15 protein-coding genes are annotated in these 16,723 nt (G+C 70.3%); 6 read left to right on the top strand and 9 right to left on the bottom strand.

The genetic code is table 11. The features are described 5' to 3' along the window. Positions 1-3: 3 nt before the first annotated feature. The 5 genes from KZC51_RS04380 to KZC51_RS04360 form a co-directional block, all read right to left on the bottom strand. Positions 4-1,038, bottom strand: coding sequence for an iron-siderophore ABC transporter substrate-binding protein (locus tag KZC51_RS04380; protein WP_247628795.1), 1,035 nt, complete (start codon positions 1,036-1,038; stop codon positions 4-6). A gap of 198 nt (positions 1,039-1,236) precedes the next feature. Further along, positions 1,237-1,440: a cold-shock protein gene (locus tag KZC51_RS04375; protein WP_141874111.1), complete on the bottom strand. Its 204-nt coding sequence runs from the start codon at positions 1,438-1,440 to the stop codon at positions 1,237-1,239. Positions 1,441-1,729: 289 nt separating this feature from the next. Then, positions 1,730-4,627: a helix-turn-helix transcriptional regulator gene (locus KZC51_RS04370; protein ID WP_247628794.1), complete on the bottom strand. Its 2,898-nt coding sequence runs from the start codon at positions 4,625-4,627 to the stop codon at positions 1,730-1,732. An 86-nt stretch (positions 4,628-4,713) separates the two neighbouring features. Continuing rightward, positions 4,714-4,974: a hypothetical protein gene (locus tag KZC51_RS04365; RefSeq protein ID WP_247628793.1), complete on the bottom strand. Its 261-nt coding sequence runs from the start codon at positions 4,972-4,974 to the stop codon at positions 4,714-4,716. Between the two features lie 116 nt (positions 4,975-5,090). After that, positions 5,091-6,146: a DUF998 domain-containing protein gene (locus tag KZC51_RS04360; RefSeq protein ID WP_247628792.1), complete on the bottom strand. Its 1,056-nt coding sequence runs from the start codon at positions 6,144-6,146 to the stop codon at positions 5,091-5,093. A gap of 186 nt (positions 6,147-6,332) precedes the next feature. Between KZC51_RS04360 and KZC51_RS04355 the strand changes: the two genes are divergently transcribed. The 4 genes from KZC51_RS04355 to KZC51_RS04340 all read left to right on the top strand — a co-directional run bounded on the left by KZC51_RS04355 (position 6,333) and on the right by KZC51_RS04340 (position 11,480). Next, positions 6,333-7,367 (top strand): FUSC family protein, encoded by a 1,035-nt coding sequence (locus KZC51_RS04355; protein ID WP_247628791.1) that lies wholly within the window; start codon positions 6,333-6,335, stop codon positions 7,365-7,367. 21 nt (positions 7,368-7,388) lie between these two features. Continuing rightward, complete coding sequence (locus KZC51_RS04350; protein WP_247628790.1) at positions 7,389-8,057, top strand: DNA alkylation repair protein; 669 nt, start codon at positions 7,389-7,391, stop codon at positions 8,055-8,057. A 14-nt stretch (positions 8,058-8,071) separates the two neighbouring features. Then, positions 8,072-8,785, top strand: a complete 714-nt coding sequence (deoD, locus tag KZC51_RS04345; protein ID WP_247628789.1) for a purine-nucleoside phosphorylase — start codon at positions 8,072-8,074, stop codon at positions 8,783-8,785. 148 nt (positions 8,786-8,933) lie between these two features. Beyond that, complete coding sequence (locus KZC51_RS04340) at positions 8,934-11,480, top strand: DEAD/DEAH box helicase (RefSeq protein ID WP_247628788.1); 2,547 nt, start codon at positions 8,934-8,936, stop codon at positions 11,478-11,480. A gap of 192 nt (positions 11,481-11,672) precedes the next feature. Here the strand turns inward: KZC51_RS04340 and KZC51_RS04335 are convergent, their stop codons facing one another. The 4 genes from KZC51_RS04335 to KZC51_RS04320 are packed head-to-tail and all read right to left on the bottom strand — an operon-like array spanning position 11,673 to position 14,867. Further along, on the bottom strand, positions 11,673-12,062 hold the full coding sequence (locus tag KZC51_RS04335) for a VOC family protein (protein WP_247628787.1): 390 nt from the start codon (positions 12,060-12,062) through the stop codon (positions 11,673-11,675). A 56-nt stretch (positions 12,063-12,118) separates the two neighbouring features. Next, a complete protein-coding gene (locus tag KZC51_RS04330; RefSeq protein ID WP_247628786.1) occupies positions 12,119-13,075 on the bottom strand; it encodes a D-alanine--D-alanine ligase family protein in 957 nt (318 codons plus the stop codon). Continuing rightward, positions 13,072-14,202, bottom strand: a complete 1,131-nt coding sequence (alr, locus tag KZC51_RS04325) for an alanine racemase (protein WP_247628785.1) — start codon at positions 14,200-14,202, stop codon at positions 13,072-13,074. The genes KZC51_RS04330 and alr overlap by 4 nt, the downstream gene beginning before the upstream one ends. Continuing rightward, on the bottom strand, positions 14,199-14,867 hold the full coding sequence (locus tag KZC51_RS04320; RefSeq protein WP_247628784.1) for a M15 family metallopeptidase: 669 nt from the start codon (positions 14,865-14,867) through the stop codon (positions 14,199-14,201). The genes alr and KZC51_RS04320 overlap by 4 nt, the downstream gene beginning before the upstream one ends. A gap of 87 nt (positions 14,868-14,954) precedes the next feature. Between KZC51_RS04320 and KZC51_RS04315 the strand changes: the two genes are divergently transcribed. Continuing rightward, positions 14,955-15,626: a response regulator transcription factor gene (locus KZC51_RS04315; protein WP_247628783.1), complete on the top strand. Its 672-nt coding sequence runs from the start codon at positions 14,955-14,957 to the stop codon at positions 15,624-15,626. A gap of 10 nt (positions 15,627-15,636) precedes the next feature. Continuing rightward, on the top strand, positions 15,637-16,704 hold the full coding sequence (locus KZC51_RS04310; protein ID WP_281731712.1) for a sensor histidine kinase: 1,068 nt from the start codon (positions 15,637-15,639) through the stop codon (positions 16,702-16,704). The last annotated feature ends 19 nt before the right edge of the window (positions 16,705-16,723 follow it).

The raw sequence follows: 16,723 nt of genomic DNA, 5'->3' as shown, positions 1-16,723 counted from the left end.
GGCTCACTTCGCCGCGAGCGGCGCGGCCAGAAGGGCCAGGTAGTCGCTCAGACCCCACGGGATCGACAGCGGCGAGGGGTTCGCGGATGCCGCGACCGGGGTGGCGTCGGGCAGGATCGCGATCCGGCCCTCGGCGATGGCCGGGATCTTGGAGAGCAGCGGGTCGGCCTGCAGCGTCGCGATGAGCGAGTCGTCTCCGTAGGTGACGAACACGTCGACGTCGGCGAACTTGTCGGCCTCTTCCGCGCTGACCGTGAGGTAGAACTGGTCGCTGCCGGCGTTCTCCTCGACGATCGACGGGAGCGGGAGCCCCAGGTTGTCGTGCAGGAAGCCGGGGCGCGTGTCGACCGCCGTGTAGTAGCCGATCTGGCTGAGGTCGGTCGGGTCGACGTAGGCGAACAGGACCTTCTTGTCCTTGAGGATGCTGTTCTCCTCGAGCGCCGCCGCGGAATCGGCGTGCAGGTCCTCGATCAGCGCCTGACCCTCTGCCTCCAGGCCGAGCGCCTTCGAGTTCAGCTCGATCATGTCATCGACCGAGGTCCCCCATGCGACCTTGGGGTAGGCGACGACCGGGGCGATCTTGGAGAGGGTGTCGTACTCCTCCTGCGTCAGACCGGAGTACGCGGCGAGGATGACGTCGGGCTCGGTGTCGGCCACAGCCTCGTAGTCGATGCCGTCGGTCTCGTCGAACAGCACCGGGGTGTCGGCGCCCAGCTCGTCGAGCTTCTCCTCGACCCAGGGCAGCACGCCGTTGTCATCGTCGTCACCCCAGGTGGCCTTGCTCATGCCCACAGGGACGATCCCGAGAGCCAACGGCACCTCGTGGTTCGCCCAGGCGATCGTCGTGACGCGCTCGGGCTTCTCGGTGATCGTGGTCTCGCCGTAGACGTGCTCGACCGTGACAGGAAAGGCGGAGGGATCGGCAGGGTTGCCGCCGACGGAGCCGGAGTCTTCGCCGGTCGACGCGGTCGCGCACGCGGTGAGGCTGAGGGCGAGCGCCGCGGCGACGCCGGCGGCGAGAAGTCGAGAGGTGCGCACAGGCATTCCCTTCGGAGGATGGAGGGGGGGTGAGGCTTTGGTAAGCCTGGCCTAATCTAACAGATGGTTAGGCATCCCTAATAAGCCAAGAGTCTGGACTTACCGACCCCTCTCCTCGCGCATCCACTCCCGGAGGGAACGCAGAAGCCGGCCGGACCCACAAGGGGCCCGACCGGCTTCCGGACGATCAGTGCGCGCTCAGAGTGCGCGGATGTTCGCCGCCTGCATGCCCTTGGGGCCACGCTCAGCGTCGAATTCGACCTTCTGGTTCTCGCGAAGCTCCTTGAAGCCCGAGCCCGTGATCGCCGAGTAGTGGGCGAACAGGTCGTCGGAGCCGTCATCGGGAGCGATGAAGCCGAAGCCCTTTTCCGCGTTGAACCATTTCACAGTGCCAGTGGCCATGTGTTTCTTCTTTCTGTTGAACTAGCCGCTGTTTTACACGGCTTGTGCATCGCCCCGGAACAACCGGAGGATACGAGTGAGCCGCCTTCGAATGAAGGGGCGAGATTTTCAGGGGATCCGTGCCGAACCGATCGGCGCAGAATTCGGATCCAGATGTCGGGCCACACACGTCGCAGCAAGCGTTCGCGGGCCGGTGATGAATGACGCCTCCAGGAAGAGGCACGTTGCCAACCGTACCACGCCGTCCGCGGTCGTGCGCCCCCGAATTCCGGAGCGCGCCACACCCGGCTCACGACAGCACGCGGGAAGCGCGGGCCGCCAGCGCCGCCTCGGTGCGCGTGCTCACCCCGAGCTTGCGCAGCACCGCCGAGACGTGCACGCTCACGGTCTTCACGCTGATGAACAGCCGCTCCCCGATCTGGCGATTGCTGAGCCCCTCGGCGACGAGCGTCAGCACTTGGCGCTCGCGGGCGGTGAGGAGTGCGGACTCATCGACATCTCCCGCCCGCAGCCCGGCCGCCGTGGCGAACTCCGCGACCGCGGCCTGCAGCTGCACGTGACCGAGCTCGTCGGCGATCCTCTCGGCATCTGCCAGCAGCGGTGCGGCCGTTGCGCGCTGGCCGGCGTGCACGAGCAGCCGCGCGCGCTCGATACGGCTGACGACACGGAACGTGACCGGCACGTCTTCTCCGTCCGCCAGGGCGATCGCCTCATCGAGCGCCTCTGCCGTCGGCACGAGCAGCGCGTCGAGGATCACCGACCAGGCGCCGCCCCGCAACGGCGCCGACTGCGCGGCCCACGCCGCAGCGACCGCACGAGAGGCCGCGGCCACATCGTCTCCTGCGGCCCGCAGCTGCGCGATGATCGCCCCCGCCTGCAGCAGCAGCCGGCGCTGGTGCAGCAGCACGGGACCGTCGTCGTCGATCATCGCGAGGATCGCGGCGAGCGCTCCGCGTGGGTCTCCGGCGCTCTCGGCCACCGCGACGGCCATCACCACCCCGTCGTACCAGATCTGCCGTTCGACGGCGCCGGTCTCCCGGAACGCGGGAAGCCATTCGCGCATCGCATCTGCCGCCTCGGCTGACCTTCCTCGCCACGCCAGCACACGCACCCACGTCATGGTCGCGTACATACGGAACACCCGCAGCGTGCCCTGCATGAAGTCGCGCGAGAGCATCTGCTCGACGCGGTCGATCTCGCCGCGCTCGAGCAGCGGCACGGCCATGTTCTGCGCCATGATCGATCCCGACGTGCGCTCCACTCCGAGCACGCGCGCGCGGGCGAGACCCTCCTCCGCGAGCAGCAGCGCCTCGCGGTAGCGGCCGAGCAGACCCAGGAGGTCGGAGTAGTTGACCCGGTAGCGCATCTCGGCCGTGGAACCACGGGCGAGGTCGCGGGCGAGCGCATACTCGCGGACGCCACCCTCGATGTCGCCGAGATGAGCCCGCGACGCACCTCGCACGTTCGCGGCGATCGAGAGCTGATCGTCGGAGTGCGCGCGGGCGGCGAACTCCGCGGCTTCGGTGGCGATCGCGATCGCCTCCGCCCGGTCGCCCGCGATCATGCGCCGGCTGGCCAGCTGGTTCAGCAGTTCGGCCCTCAGCCCGTCATCGTCGACGCGCTCTGCGGTGACGAGCCCGTCGTCGTCGCGCTCGTCGTCGACTTTCCCGTCGAGGATCGCGAGCGCCTGCTGCAGCAGCGGGATCGCCCCGGCGCGACCGAGGTTCACCAGGTACAGCGCCTTGTTACGGAGCAGGCGGGCATGCAGTCGCGGGTCGACCGTCGCGGTGTCGACCTCGTCGAGTGCGAGATTCGCGACGGTGAGCGCCCGTTCGCCATCGCCCGCATTGCGAAGGATCGACCCGAGCGTGTGGAGCAGTTCGAGGTGCGTGACGCGCGCCGCGTCCGCCGCATCGGGCACCTGCGGCCACAGGTCGAGGGCGAGCTCGCCGAACCGGGCGGCCGTGCCGAATGCGAACCGCGCCTTGGCGTGACGCATCGCCTCGACCGCGGCGATCAGGGCGCGACGCTCGTCTTTGGCGAGCTGCCAGTGGTATGCCAGCGCCGCGGCATCGCCACTCTCGGTGTCGTCGCTGTGCGCCTCGAGCGTCTCGGCGTAGGAGCGGTGGAGCCTCGACCGCTCTCCCGGCAGCAGATCGGCGTGCACGGCTTCGCGCAGCAGCGCATGCCGGAACCGATACAGGTCGTCGGAGATCACGAGGATGCCGCTGCTCATCGCCTCACGGAGCGCATCGTCGAGCCGCTCCTCCGGGAGGTCGGCGAGGCGCAGGAGCAGGGGATGCGCGAGCGGACGCTCCGCCCCCGATGCGACCTGCACCACCCGCCGCGCATCGTCGCCGAGACGGTCGAACCGCGCGAGCAGGATGTCGCGCAGACCGTCGGGCAGCGGACCCGCCGTGCACCCGGCGATCTCCTCGACGAAGAACGGGACGCCCTCGGCGCGCTCCTGCACGCGCTCCAACGCGACCTCGCTCAGCGGATGGCCGGTGATCTGCTCGGCGAGGGTGCGCACCGCATCCGCCTCGAGGCGCCGCAGAGCGATGCGCTCGAGCAGCCGCGCCCTGGTGGCCTCGGCGATGAACCTGCTGACCGCATCGCCACGACGCACATCGTCGGTGCGGCAGCTGAGAAGCAGGAGCACCCGTCCCCGCGTGAGGGTGCGCAGCAGGAAGGAGAGGATCGCGAGCGTCGACTCGTCCGCCCAGTGCAGATCTTCCACGATGAGCACCTGCGGGGCGCGGGACGCCGCCGTCTCGATGAGTGTGGCGATCGCGTCGCGGAGCCGTTCGGGGCTCGTGCGCTCGCGCTCGCTCGGCACCGCCACCAGTTCGGGCAGCAGCATGCCGAGCGCCTCGGCGCCCACCCCCACCGCCTCACGCACCTCGTCGGCGCCGACGGCGGAGACGAGCGAGCGCAGGATGCCGGTGAGCGGGCCGTAGGGCGTGCGCGCGGGCCCGAGGTCGAGGCACCACCCGACGTGCACGTCGGCCCGATCGGCGACCTCGGCCGCGAATTCGCGCAGCAGCCGTGACTTGCCGATACCGGCCTCCCCCTCGACGAGGAGCGCGGCCGGCGTTCCGTCGACGGCATTGCCGAATCCGCGGTGCACGAGCGCGAGATCGGCGTCGCGACCGACCATCGCGGAGCTGGACCCGAACGAGGACATGGATTCATGCTCCCACTCCTCACCGACATCCGGAGCGCTGTCCGCGGCGGTCGCCTGGCGGCCCCGCGGGGTCGGGATCGCCGGGCTCACCGGGCGGTCAGCGGCTCGCAGGAGCCGGAGGGACGGCGCTCGACCGACGACCCGGCAGCCGCTCGCGCGGTCACGGCATCCGCCGCCGTGCCGGTGCGCCCGAGCATCCGGCGCACCGCCCCACGCACTGCTCCGACCTGACGCGGCACGATCTGGTCCGCGCGTTCGATCAGCAGTCGACGCCGCTCGGCCGCGCGCACCAACTCCTCGCGCTCGAACTCGGTGACCTGGTAGCTGAGATACGGGTGCTCGTACATGACTTCTCCTCGACGGTGTGCGATATCCCTACACTCCGCTCTGAGGCACCCCGTCCACATCGGACGGATTACCTATCTTCGGCGCGTGGCCCCGCTGCGGGCATCCGTCGCAACGCTCAGGCCCGCCGCAGCGTGACACGGGCCGACGGGCGGGATGCGCCCGGGACCACGATCGCGAGCACGCGCACCAGCGTGGTCATCCACAGCAGGCCGAGGCCGACCACGATCGCCTCGAGCGCCGTCACGGAGAACAGTGCGAATCCGAAGCACAGCACGACCGCCACGACCACCAGCAGCACGACACCCGCCGTCGTGATCACCAGCGCTCTCGGACGATCGGGCACCGTCGTCGCCGTGGCCACCATCGCCACCCCGAACAGCACGAGCGTCGCGAACGCCGCGATGTCGTGCCCGATCGGCACCCGGTGCAACGGCAGCAGCCCGACCGCGGCGAGCGCGATCCCGGTGGCCGCCCACACCGCCACGATGCCGGCGATGCGCCGCAGTGCACCATCACCCATCGCCCGGTGCAGGTCGCGCCCGATGTACGAGCCCACTGTCGCGACCAGCAGCCCGGCGATCACGAGTGTGCCGTTGAACGCCCAGGAGCCCGCCCCGCCGCCCAGCTGCGAGAAGTTCCGCTCCCACCACCGCGGATCGGCGGCGGTGACCATCGCGAACAGCGTGCCGATCACGAGGTACCCGGACAGGAGACCTGCGAGGTCGGCGGTACGCAGCCCGATCCCGGCGCCGAACGCGAACCTTCCGCCCACCGCCGCCGCGACCCCGGCCAGCAGGCCCCCGCCGAGCGCGCCGAGTTCGAGTCCACGCAGTCCGACCGCCAGGACCTCCGTCGCCAGCAGCACCCCCATCGCGGTGACCGCGCCGAATGCGATGGTGAGCGCGATCGCCGACACGTCAGAGACGACGGCCTGCCAGCGGGGCATCGGCACGGTCTCGCCTCGTCGATGCATCCGGGTGCTGATGACGAAGGCCGCAGCCGCGATCACCCCGGCGATCGAGGCGGCAGGGAGCGCAAGCCCGCCGTTCCCCGTCAGAGGTCGCGGCTCACCGGCCAGCAGCACCATGCCCGCGAGCGTGCCGAGCACGAAGCAGATCGCCGTCGCCCAGACCGCCCTGGCCTCGCCCTGCAGTCGATACTGCTGCTCCATGTGCCCCATGCAAGCACGCGGCTCCGACGTCGGCATCCGCCCTCGCCGCGATGCAGCACACCCGCCACGCCGAGCGCAGGACCGACCGCCACCGGCAGGCGGCAGGCGGCAGGTGGCAGGCGGCAGGCGGCAGCACAGCATCCACACGGCTCCGACGGTCGCCGTCGCACGACTACCGTGGAGAGCATGCGCATCCCCGCCGCGATCCGCGCTTCGCAGCGCTCCCCGTTGCTGCAGGTGGTCAAGTCCGCCGCAGCGACGATCTCGGCGTGGCTGATCGCCGGGTGGGTGTTCCCGGCGCAGCTCCCCGTCTTCGCCGCGATCGCCGCTTTGCTGGTCGTGCAGCCCAGCGTGAACCAGTCCCTCTCGAAGGCGCTCGAGCGCAGCATCGGGGTGATCGCCGGCGTCGTGATCGCCATGGCTCTCGGCCTGCTGCTGGGGTCGCCGAGCTGGATCGTGCTGCTCGCGATCGTGGTCGCCATGCTCGTCGCGTGGGTGTTCCGAGCCTCACCGGGGACCGGAAACCAGGTCGCGATCTCGGCGATGCTGGTGCTCGCGCTCGGATCGTCGAGTCCGGAGTACGCATTCGCGCGCATCGTCGAGACGCTGATCGGCGTCGCGATCGGCATCGTGGTGAACGCCGCGATCGTGCCTCCGGTGCTCGTCGCCCCCGCCCGGCGCGACCTCGGCCTGCTGGGCGGCGAGCTGGCAGCCTGCCTCGACCGCCTCGCCGACGCGCTGCCCTCGCCGCAGACCCCGGCCAGGATGCAGGAGCTGATGCTGGAGGCACGGCTGCTGCGTCCGATGAAGGATGCGGCCGAAGCCTCCATCGCGGCCGGCGAGGAGTCGCTGACGCTGAATCCCCGGCGCTCCACCCACCGCGCCGACCTGCGGGAGATGCGGGAACTGTTGGAGCGGCTGTCGCCCATCGTCACCCAGGTCATCGGCATGACGCGGGCCTACTTCGACCACTACGACGACTCGATCGGCGATGAACCCGCCGTCGCCGCGATCGCCGAGCAGCTGCGCCGGGCCGGGCACGACGTGCGCCTCGCAGTGCAGATCGCCGACGTCGCCCAGGAGCCGGAAGCGCTCACCTCCGCCATCCCCGCGTTGACGGCTCCCCTGGTCATCCGCCCGCCGGCGTCGCAGCACTGGATCCTGATCGGGTCGATGATGGAGGACCTGCGGCGCATCCGCGATCAGCTGGTCGAGGACTGACGCGCGGCCTACCCTGGACGCATGCCCGACATGACGCTGCCGGAGGCTCTCGGCGAACTCGCCGCCCTCGAGGATCCGAAGATGCGCGCCGCGAACGAGAAGCGCGGCGACGACCACGGCATGAACCTCAGCCGCCTGCGCACGCTGGCGAAGCGCATCAAGACCGATCAGCCGCTCGCGAAGGAGCTGTGGGCGACGGGCGAGACCGGCGCGCGACTGCTCGCGCTGCTCATCTGCACGCCGCGCGCCTTCACGCCGGACGAGCTCGACGCGATGCTGCGCGAGACACATCCGCCCAAAGTCAACGACTGGTTCGTGAACTACGTGGCGAAGAAGACGCCTCTCGCCGAGGAGATGCGTCTGCGCTGGTTCGACGATCCCGATCCGACGGTCGCCGCCGCGGCCTGGTCGCTCACCTCCGTACGCGTCGTGACACAGCCGGACGGCCTCGATCTCGACCACCTGCTCGATCTGATCGAACGCGACCTGAAAGATGCTCCGAAGCGGCTGCAGTGGTCGATGAACGAGACCCTCGCGCAGATCGGCATCCATCATCCGGAGCTGCGGGCGCGGGCGCTGGCCATCGGCGAGAGACTGCAGGTGCTGGCCGACTACCCCACGGCGCCGGGCTGCACCTCGCCGTTCGCCCCGCTGTGGATCGGCGAGATGGTGCGACGCCGCGAGGGCTGACCTACGCTGAGTCGATGAGCACGCACATCGCCGCAGAGCCCGGTCAGATCGCCCCCATCGTCCTGTTCCCCGGCGACCCGCTGCGGGCGAAGTGGATCGCCGAGACCTTCCTCGACGACGCGGAGCTGTACTCCGAGACCCGCGGGATGCTGGGCTTCACCGGCACGTGGCAGGGGCACCGCGTCTCGGTGCAGGGCTCGGGCATGGGGCAGCCGTCCATGGCGATCTACGCCACCGAGCTGTTCACGTCGTACGACGTGCAGACCATCGTGCGGGTGGGGTCGTGCGGAGCGCTGACCGAGAAGCTGAAGGTGCGCGACATCATCATCGCCAACGGCGCCTGCACGGACTCGGGTATCAACCGGGTGCGCTTCCACGGGCTCGACTACGCGCCGGTCGCGGACTTCTCCCTGCTGCGCGCCGCGGTCGAGGCGAGCGAGCGCGAGCCGCTGGAGTCGTCGGTGCACGTGGGACTGCTGCTGTCGAGCGACCAGTTCTACAGCACCCGCCCCGAGCTCACGGCGCCCTTCGTGCAGCACGGCGCGCTCGGAGTGGAGATGGAGACCAGCGGGCTGTACACCCTCGCCGCGTTCCACGGCCGCCGTGCGCTGAGCATCTGCACGGTGTCGGACCACATCGTCACGGGTGAGGAGACCACGGCGCAGGAGCGCGAGCAGACGTTCGGCGACATGATCCGCATCGCCCTGCAGGCGGCCACCGCGGTCTGACACCGGGTCTTTGCGTTCATAACTCCTCAAAGACCAGGTTCGACACGCCAATTCAGGTGTTCTCCGGCCTGCGAGCCGAACTACTTGAGGAGTTGTGAACGCCTCCGTGCCGGGACCGTTCATCTGAGGGTGGGATGATCGGAGGACCATGCCCTCCCTCCTCGACGCCGCCCCTCCCGCCGGAGCCGATGCGGACACCGTCTATCTGGCGTTCGTCGAATGGGCGGAGTCCACCGGGATCAGCCTGTATCCCGCGCAGGACGAGGCCGTCATCGAGATCGTCTCCGGCAAGAACCTGATCCTGTCGACCCCGACGGGCACCGGCAAGTCGCTCGTCGCGATCGCCGCGCACTTCTCGGCACTGAACGCCGGCGCCCGCAGCTACTACACGGCGCCGATCAAGGCTCTGGTGAGCGAGAAGTTCTTCGCTCTCGTCGACGTCTTCGGCGCCGAGAACGTCGGCATGATCACCGGCGACTCCTCGGTCAATGCGGATGCGCCGATCATCTGCTGCACGGCCGAGATCCTCGCGAACCTCGCCCTCCGTCAGGGAACAGAGCTGCCGGTCGGTCAGGTCGTGATGGACGAGTTCCACTTCTACGCCGACCCCGACCGCGGGTGGGCGTGGCAGGTGCCGCTGCTGGAGCTGCCGCAGGCGCAGTTCATCCTGATGTCGGCGACACTCGGCGACGTGACCGAGCTCGCCGCCGACCTCTCCCGCCGCACGGGCAGGGAGACCGCCTCGGTGACCGGCGTCGAGCGCCCGGTGCCCCTGCACTTCTTCTACGAGCAGACCCCGATCCACGAGACCATCGACGATCTGCTGAACACCGGCCAGGCGCCGGTATACATCGTGCACTTCTCGCAGGCCGCCGCGATGGAGCGGGCTCAGGCACTCTCCAGCGCCAAGGTCGCCACCCGCGATCAGCGCGACCAGATCGCCGAGCTGATCGGCGGGTTCCGCTTCACCACCGCGTTCGGCAAGACGCTCTCGCGCTTCCTCCGCGCCGGCATCGGCGTGCACCACGCGGGGATGCTGCCGAAGTACCGCCGCCTGGTCGAACAGCTCGCCCAACGAGGACTGCTGCGCGTGATCTGCGGCACCGATACGCTCGGCGTCGGCATCAACGTGCCCATCCGCACCGTGCTGCTCACCGCGCTCACGAAGTTCGACGGCACGCGGATGCGGCAGCTCAACGCCCGCGAGTTCCACCAGATCGCGGGCCGAGCCGGCCGGGCCGGCTACGACACCGCCGGCACCGTCGTCGCCCAGGCGCCGGAGCACGAGACCGAGAACCTCGCCGCGATCCGCAAGGCCGGTGACGATCCGAAGAAGAAGCGCAAGATCGTGCGCAAGAAGGCGCCGGACGGCTTCGTGTCGTGGGGAGAGCCCTCTTTCCGCAAGCTCATCGACGCGGTGCCGGAGACGCTCACCTCGCACATGCAGATCACGAGCGCCATGATGCTCAACGTGATCGGCCGCGGCGGCGACGTGTTCGGGAATATACGCGCGCTGGTATACGACAACCACGAGCCCCGGAGACGCCAGCGCGAGCTCGCGCTGCGGGCCCTCGGCATCTACCGGACCCTGCGCGAATCGGGGGTCGTGGAGCGCGTTCCGGGAGACCCGCGTGCTGAGCGAGAAGCGGAGCGACGAGACGAAGTGCGCCTCACGGTCGACCTGCAGCCGAACTTCGCGCTGAACCAGCCGCTGTCGCCGTTCGCCCTCGCCGCGTTCGAGCTGTTGGACCCGGAGAGCCCCGCGTTCGCGCTCGACATGATCTCGATCGTCGAATCCACGCTCGACGACCCGCGGGCCATCCTCGGGCAGCAGGAGTTCCTCGCCCGCGGCGAGGCGATCGGCGCGATGAAGGCCGAAGGGATCGAGTACGACGAGCGCATGGAGCTGGTCGAGCAGGTCACCTACCCGAAACCGCTGGACGAACTGCTCAGCGCCGCGTTCGAGACCTTCAGCGCCGCGCAGCCGTGGATCCGCGACTTCGAGCTGCACCCGAAGTCGGTGGTGCGCGATATGTACGAACGCGCCATGTCGTTCGGGGAATATGTCGCGTACTACAAGATCGCTCGCTCGGAGGGCGTGGTGCTGCGGTACCTCTCCGACGCCTACCGCGCGGCCTCGCAGACGATCCCCGAGGAACTCAAGAACGAGGACCTCCGCGACCTGATCGAGTGGCTGGGCGAACTGGTGCGCCAGGTCGACTCCAGTCTGCTCGACGAGTGGGAAGCCCTTCGTCTCGATCCGGCTGCGCCGGGTCTCGCTCAGGGACCGGGGAGCAGTGACGAGCCGATCGTGCCCCCTGCGCCCAAGCGCCTCACGAGCAACGTGCGCGCCTTCCGGATCCTGGTGCGCAACGAGCTGTTCCGCCGGGTACAGCTCGCGGCGCGCGAAGACGTGGATGCCCTCGCCGAGCTCGATCCCGACTTCGGTGCGGATGCCTGGTCGGATGCGCTCGACGGATACTTCGCCGACCACGACGAGATCCTCACGGGCGCCGACGCGCGCAGCTCGAAGCTGCTGCTGCTCACCGAAGGCGCCGAGACGTGGACCGTCCGCCAGATCCTCGACGACCCCGCCGGAGACCACGACTGGGGCATCTCCGCGACCGTCGACCTCGCCGCCTCCGACGCGGAAGGCGCCGCGGTGGTCACCGTCACCGCGGTCGACCGGCTCTGAGGTCGACATGGCGCCGGTGCGACTGACGATCCAGGGAGGACCGTTCGACGGAGGTGCCGTCGAGGTCCCCCGCCGCACGCCACCCGGCCTGCGCCTCAGCCTCACCAGCGACGACGTCACGGCGAGCTACCGCATCATCGGCACCTCGGCCGGCACCTGCGTCGTGCTGTTCGAGGAGCCGTCCGCGCAGGATCAGGCCTGCAGCACGGCCAGCACGTTGCCCGCGGGGTCGCGGAACCACGCGATGTCCGGTCCCCGCCCGTCGCCGCGGACGATGCCCCGGTCGTCCGAGGGGAACTCGGCGTCACTGTAGATCTTGGTCGTCACCCCGCGGTCGATGAGCTCGTCGACCGCGGCATCGATGTCGCCGACGGGGAAGTTCAGGATCGTGAAGCTCGCCGGCTCGTGGTTAGGCTTCGCGTAGATGAGGATCGATCCGCCGCTCGGCAGCCGCAGATCGAGGAACCCCATGGCATTGCGCTGGACGTCGAGCCCCAGAGTGGAGCCGTAGAACGCCTCCGCCGCATCGATGTCATCGACGCTGAACCCGCTGAACGCGCCTTCTGCAGTGAACGCTGTCATGCGTCCAGCATCCGCCTTCCCTCCCGGAAAGTCGAGAGCCGGTGGCGAGCCCGCGCTCACCCCGCCACGGCCGCCCGCACCATCCTCGCCACCAGGTCGACGTAGCTCACACCCGCGGCCGCGAACATGCGTGGCACCTGCGAGGCCGCGGTCATACCGGGCATGGTGTTGACCTCGTTCAGCACCGGCCCCTCGTCGGTGAGGAAGAAGTCCATCCGGGCGACGCCCGCGCAGCCGAGCGCGTCGAACACGGCGATGGCCGCCCGCTTCAACGCTGCCGTCTCGGCCGCGTCCAGCGACGCCGGCACCTCGAAGCGCGCGCTCCCGTCGTACTTCGTGGCGGTGTCGAACAGCCCGGTCGCGTGGATCTCGAGCGGCGGTGCCGCCCAGCGCACACCGCCGGCCTCCCGCAGCACCGCCACGTCGATCTCGCGCCCCCGCACGACCTCCTCGACCAGGATCCGGCTGTCGAAGCGCGCGGCCTCCCGCAGGGCGTCGAGCAGCTGACCCTCCTCCGTGACCAGGCCCACCCCGTAGCTCGACCCCGCCGACACCGGCTTCACGACCACCGGCCCCTCGAACTCGACATCGCCGATGTCGGCCGCGGCGACCAGCTGTCCGCGAGCCGTGCGCAGCCCCACGGCATCCGCCACCAGCTTGGTCGTCCACTTGTCCATGCCGATCGCTCCCGCGCGCAACGCGGATCCGACCACCCGCACCCCCGCGAGCGCGCAGACCGCCGCCAGCGCGCCATCCTCGCCGAGCGCTCCATGCACCGCGGGGAAGACGACATCCGCCCGGCCCAACAGCGGCACGGCAAGGGCCAGCGACTCGGCCGCGGAGACCCCGGTCGGGATGCCGTCCGCCCGCCAGATCCCCTCGCGATCGATCGTCACGGTGGTGACCGTGTGATCCCCCATCCGCAATGCGGCGGCGACCGCGGCCGCCGATGCCAGCGACACCTCATGCTCGGCGTTCTGTCCGCCGCCGATGACAAGCACGTTCGTCGTCATGCGATGCTCCTCTGCACGCGAGGGCCGATCCCCGTCACGATGGTGTGCGGGATCGTCCCCGCCCAGCGCGCCCAGTCCTGTATCGATGGCACGGCGCCGCCCTCCGGTCCGAACAGCGTCACCGCGGTCCCCCGTGGATACCGCTCCTCCCCCGTGTCCACCACGATCTGATCCATCGAGACCCGCCCCACGATCGGATACCGCCTCCCTCCGATCTCGACGCCGGCCTCGGCGCTCAGCTGCCGCGGGATGCCGTCGGCGTAGCCCACCCCGACCAGGCCGAGGTGCGTCGCCCTCGGCAGGACGCAGGTTCCGCCGTAGCCGACCGCGGTGCCGGCCGGCACCCCCGCGCTGTGCACGACGGATGCCGTGAACCGGGATGCCCCGGCCAGAGCCACCGTCTCGGAGGGATCGATCCCGACGAGCCCCGCGCCGATGCGCACCATCCCGAAGTGCGTGGAGGGGTCGGTCAGCGCGCCAGCCGTCGCGGCGAGGTGCACGAGGAGCGGACCGAAGCCGGCCCGCAGCACGGCGTCCCGCCCCTGCCGCATCCGCAGCACGGCGGCGGCGTTGGCAGCCGGGTCGGCCTCGTCGGCCCGCGGCAGATGCCCCATGACCCCCACGACTTCGAGGCGCCCGGCGGCGGCCCCCCGCCGCGCGACACGCAGCAGCTCGGCCCAGTCGTCCACCGCGCACCCTCCTCGCGCCATGCCCGTGTCGAGATGCAGGTGCACGCGCACCGGCTCCTCGGCATCCGCCACCAGCTGGCGCAGCTCCTCCACCGAGCCCACCGCGATGTCGATGCGCTGGGCGGCGGCGCGCACGGCATCTGCCCCGGCGGGGTTCAGCCACGACAGGATCGGCACCGAGAGACCGGCCTCGCGCAGCGCCACGGCCTCCGCGACCTCGGTCACCCCCAGCCACTCCGCACCCGCATCGACGGCGGCCCGCGCGACAGTGACCGCGCCATGGCCGTAGCCGTCGGCCTTCACGACCGCCATGACGGTCGACGAGGTCGCGGCGCGCACCTGTCGCACGTTCGCGGCGACGGCCTCCGGAATCGTCTGGAGTGTGGGCGCGACGAGGGCGGACAGCGGCGTCCGCGTGGGCGTGAGCACGGCGGTCATCGGTGCATCCTCGGGTCTTCGGTGGGATCGTCGTACATCTGCGGGCACCCCTGCGTGACCGCGTCCGGCCGCAGCTCGTAGTGCCATGACTCGTTGGCGTAGATCTGGCACAGCCCGTAGCCGGCGCCGTGCTGCGCGAGCCAGTCCAGCGTCGGCAGCGGACCCAGGTCGACCGCATCGCCCGAGACGTGCGCCGAGGTGGTCGACGAGGCGACCCAGCGTGCAGCCTCCGCCTCAGAGCCGTAGTGCGCGATCGCGTCCTGCAGCATCCGGTCCTGCAGCACGGGCGAGCGCCATCCGCTGTTGACGAGGAAGGTCACTCCCGAATCGGCGGCATCCGTGGCCGCGCGCTGCAGGGCGGCGAGCAACGCCGGATCGAGCTTCGAGACCGCGACCCGATCCACATCGAACACGGTCGGCTGGTCGCCATCGCGGATCACGCCGTCGGCCTCGCTGGGCGCGACGACGCTCCCGTCGATCGCTCCGTTCGGCATCGCCTCGCCGGTCGCCGTGCTCTGCCCCGGTGGGACGGTGGCGGATGCCGCCGCGAGCGACTGCTGCACGGCGAACGCGACGATGACCGCCGCGACGAGGCCGACGACCGCGAGGGCGATCCGTCGACGGCGCCGCACACGGGGTGGGAGGGAGACGGTGGTGCTGTTCATGCCTCCAGCCAAGACAGCGGGCTGTTGCCGGGGTGTATGCGGTTCTTCATATGCTCCCGATATGCGCCGGTGCGTAGGATCTCAGCCATGCGTGTGCTGATCGTCGAGGACGAGCCCTACCTCGCCGAGGCCGTCCGCGACGGGTTGCGGCTCGAGGCCATCGCCGCCGACATAGCCGGAGACGGCGACACCGCGCTCGAGCTGCTGAGCATCAACTCCTATGACCTCGCGGTGCTCGACCGCGACATCCCCGGTCCGAACGGCGACGAGGTCGCGCGCTGGATCGTGGCCTCCGGCAGCGGCATCCCGATCCTGATGCTGACCGCGGCCGACCGCCTCGACGACAAGGCGTCCGGCTTCGAGATCGGTGCCGACGACTATCTCACCAAGCCGTTCGAGCTGCGGGAGCTCGTGCTGCGGCTGCGGGCGCTCGACCGGCGGCGTCAGCGCGTGCGTCCGCCCGTGCTCGAGGTCGCGGGCCTGCGGCTCGACCCGTTCCGGCGCGAGGTGTTCCGCGACGGCCGCTACGTCGCGCTGACCCGCAAGCAGTTCGCCGTGCTCGAAGTGCTCGTCGACGCCGACGGTGGCGTGGTGAGCGCGGAGCAGCTGCTCGAGCGGGCCTGGGACGAGAACGCCGACCCGTTCACGAACGCCGTGCGCATCACGGTGTCGTCGCTGCGCAAGCGGCTCGGGGAGCCGTGGCTGATCCTCACCGTGCCCGGAGTCGGATACCGGATCGGGACGGATGCCGATGCGTAGGCGTCGCGGGATGAGCGCCCGGCTCAAGCTCACGCTCAGCTATGCGGGCATCGTGGTGGTGTCGGGGGCGGCTCTTCTCGCCGTCGTCGGCCTCTTCCTGCTGCGGTATGTGCCGGACGTGCAGATCGTCGCCGACATACGGGTGCCGAACCGCTCCGATCTGCTGCGCGCCTTCGTGCCGGTCGCGGTGGTCGTGATGATCGTGCTGCTCGTGTTCGGCCTGGCCGGCGGATGGCTGCTGGCCGGACGGATGCTGGCGCCGCTCGACCGCATCAGCCACGCCGCGCAGCTCGCCGCGCAGGGATCGCTGTCTCATCGCGTGGCGCTGCCCGGACCGCGCGATGAGTTCCGCAACCTGGCCGACGTGTTCGACTCGATGCTCGACCGGCTCGAAGCGCACGTGTCCGAGCAGCAGCGGTTCGCCGCGAACGCCTCGCACGAGCTGCGCACCCCGCTGTCCATCTCGCAGACGCTGCTGGAGGTCGCGCGCACCGACCCCGACCGCGACGTCGATGCGCTCATCGCCCGCCTGCAGGAGGTCAACACGCGCGCGATCGACCTGACCGAGGCACTGCTGCTGCTCAGCCGTGCGGACCGGCGGACGTTCACCCGCGAGATCCTCGATCTCTCGCTGCTCGCCGAAGAAGCGGTCGAGCAACTGCTGCCGCTCGCCGACCGTCGTGGCATCACGATCGAGGTCGGCGGCGACCCCGCCCCCGTGCGGGGCTCGGCGGCGCTGCTGCAGCAGCTCGCGACCAACCTCGTGCACAACGCGCTCGTACACAACCTGTCGTTCGGCGGGCGGGTGGCCGTGCGCACGCACGCCCTGCCGCACGCGGTGGCGCTCGTGGTCGAGAACACGGGAGAGCCGATCACGACGCAGCGGATCACGACGCTCGTCGAGCCGTTCCAGCGCGGCGCCGAGCGCACCCGCGGCGAGGATCACGCCGGCGTCGGACTCGGCCTCGCGATCGCCCAGCGCATCACCGAGGCGCACGACGGCACGCTCGTGCTGACGCCCCGCGCCGAGGGCGGGCTCATCGTGACGGTGTGGCTGCCGCATCCGTACCCGATGTGACCCCTGAACGAGAGCGGAA

The sequence above is a fragment of the Microbacterium croceum genome, from assembly GCF_023091245.1.
Taxonomy (GTDB): domain Bacteria; phylum Actinomycetota; class Actinomycetes; order Actinomycetales; family Microbacteriaceae; genus Microbacterium; species Microbacterium croceum.
This window is presented reverse-complemented; position numbering and strand designations above follow the sequence as displayed.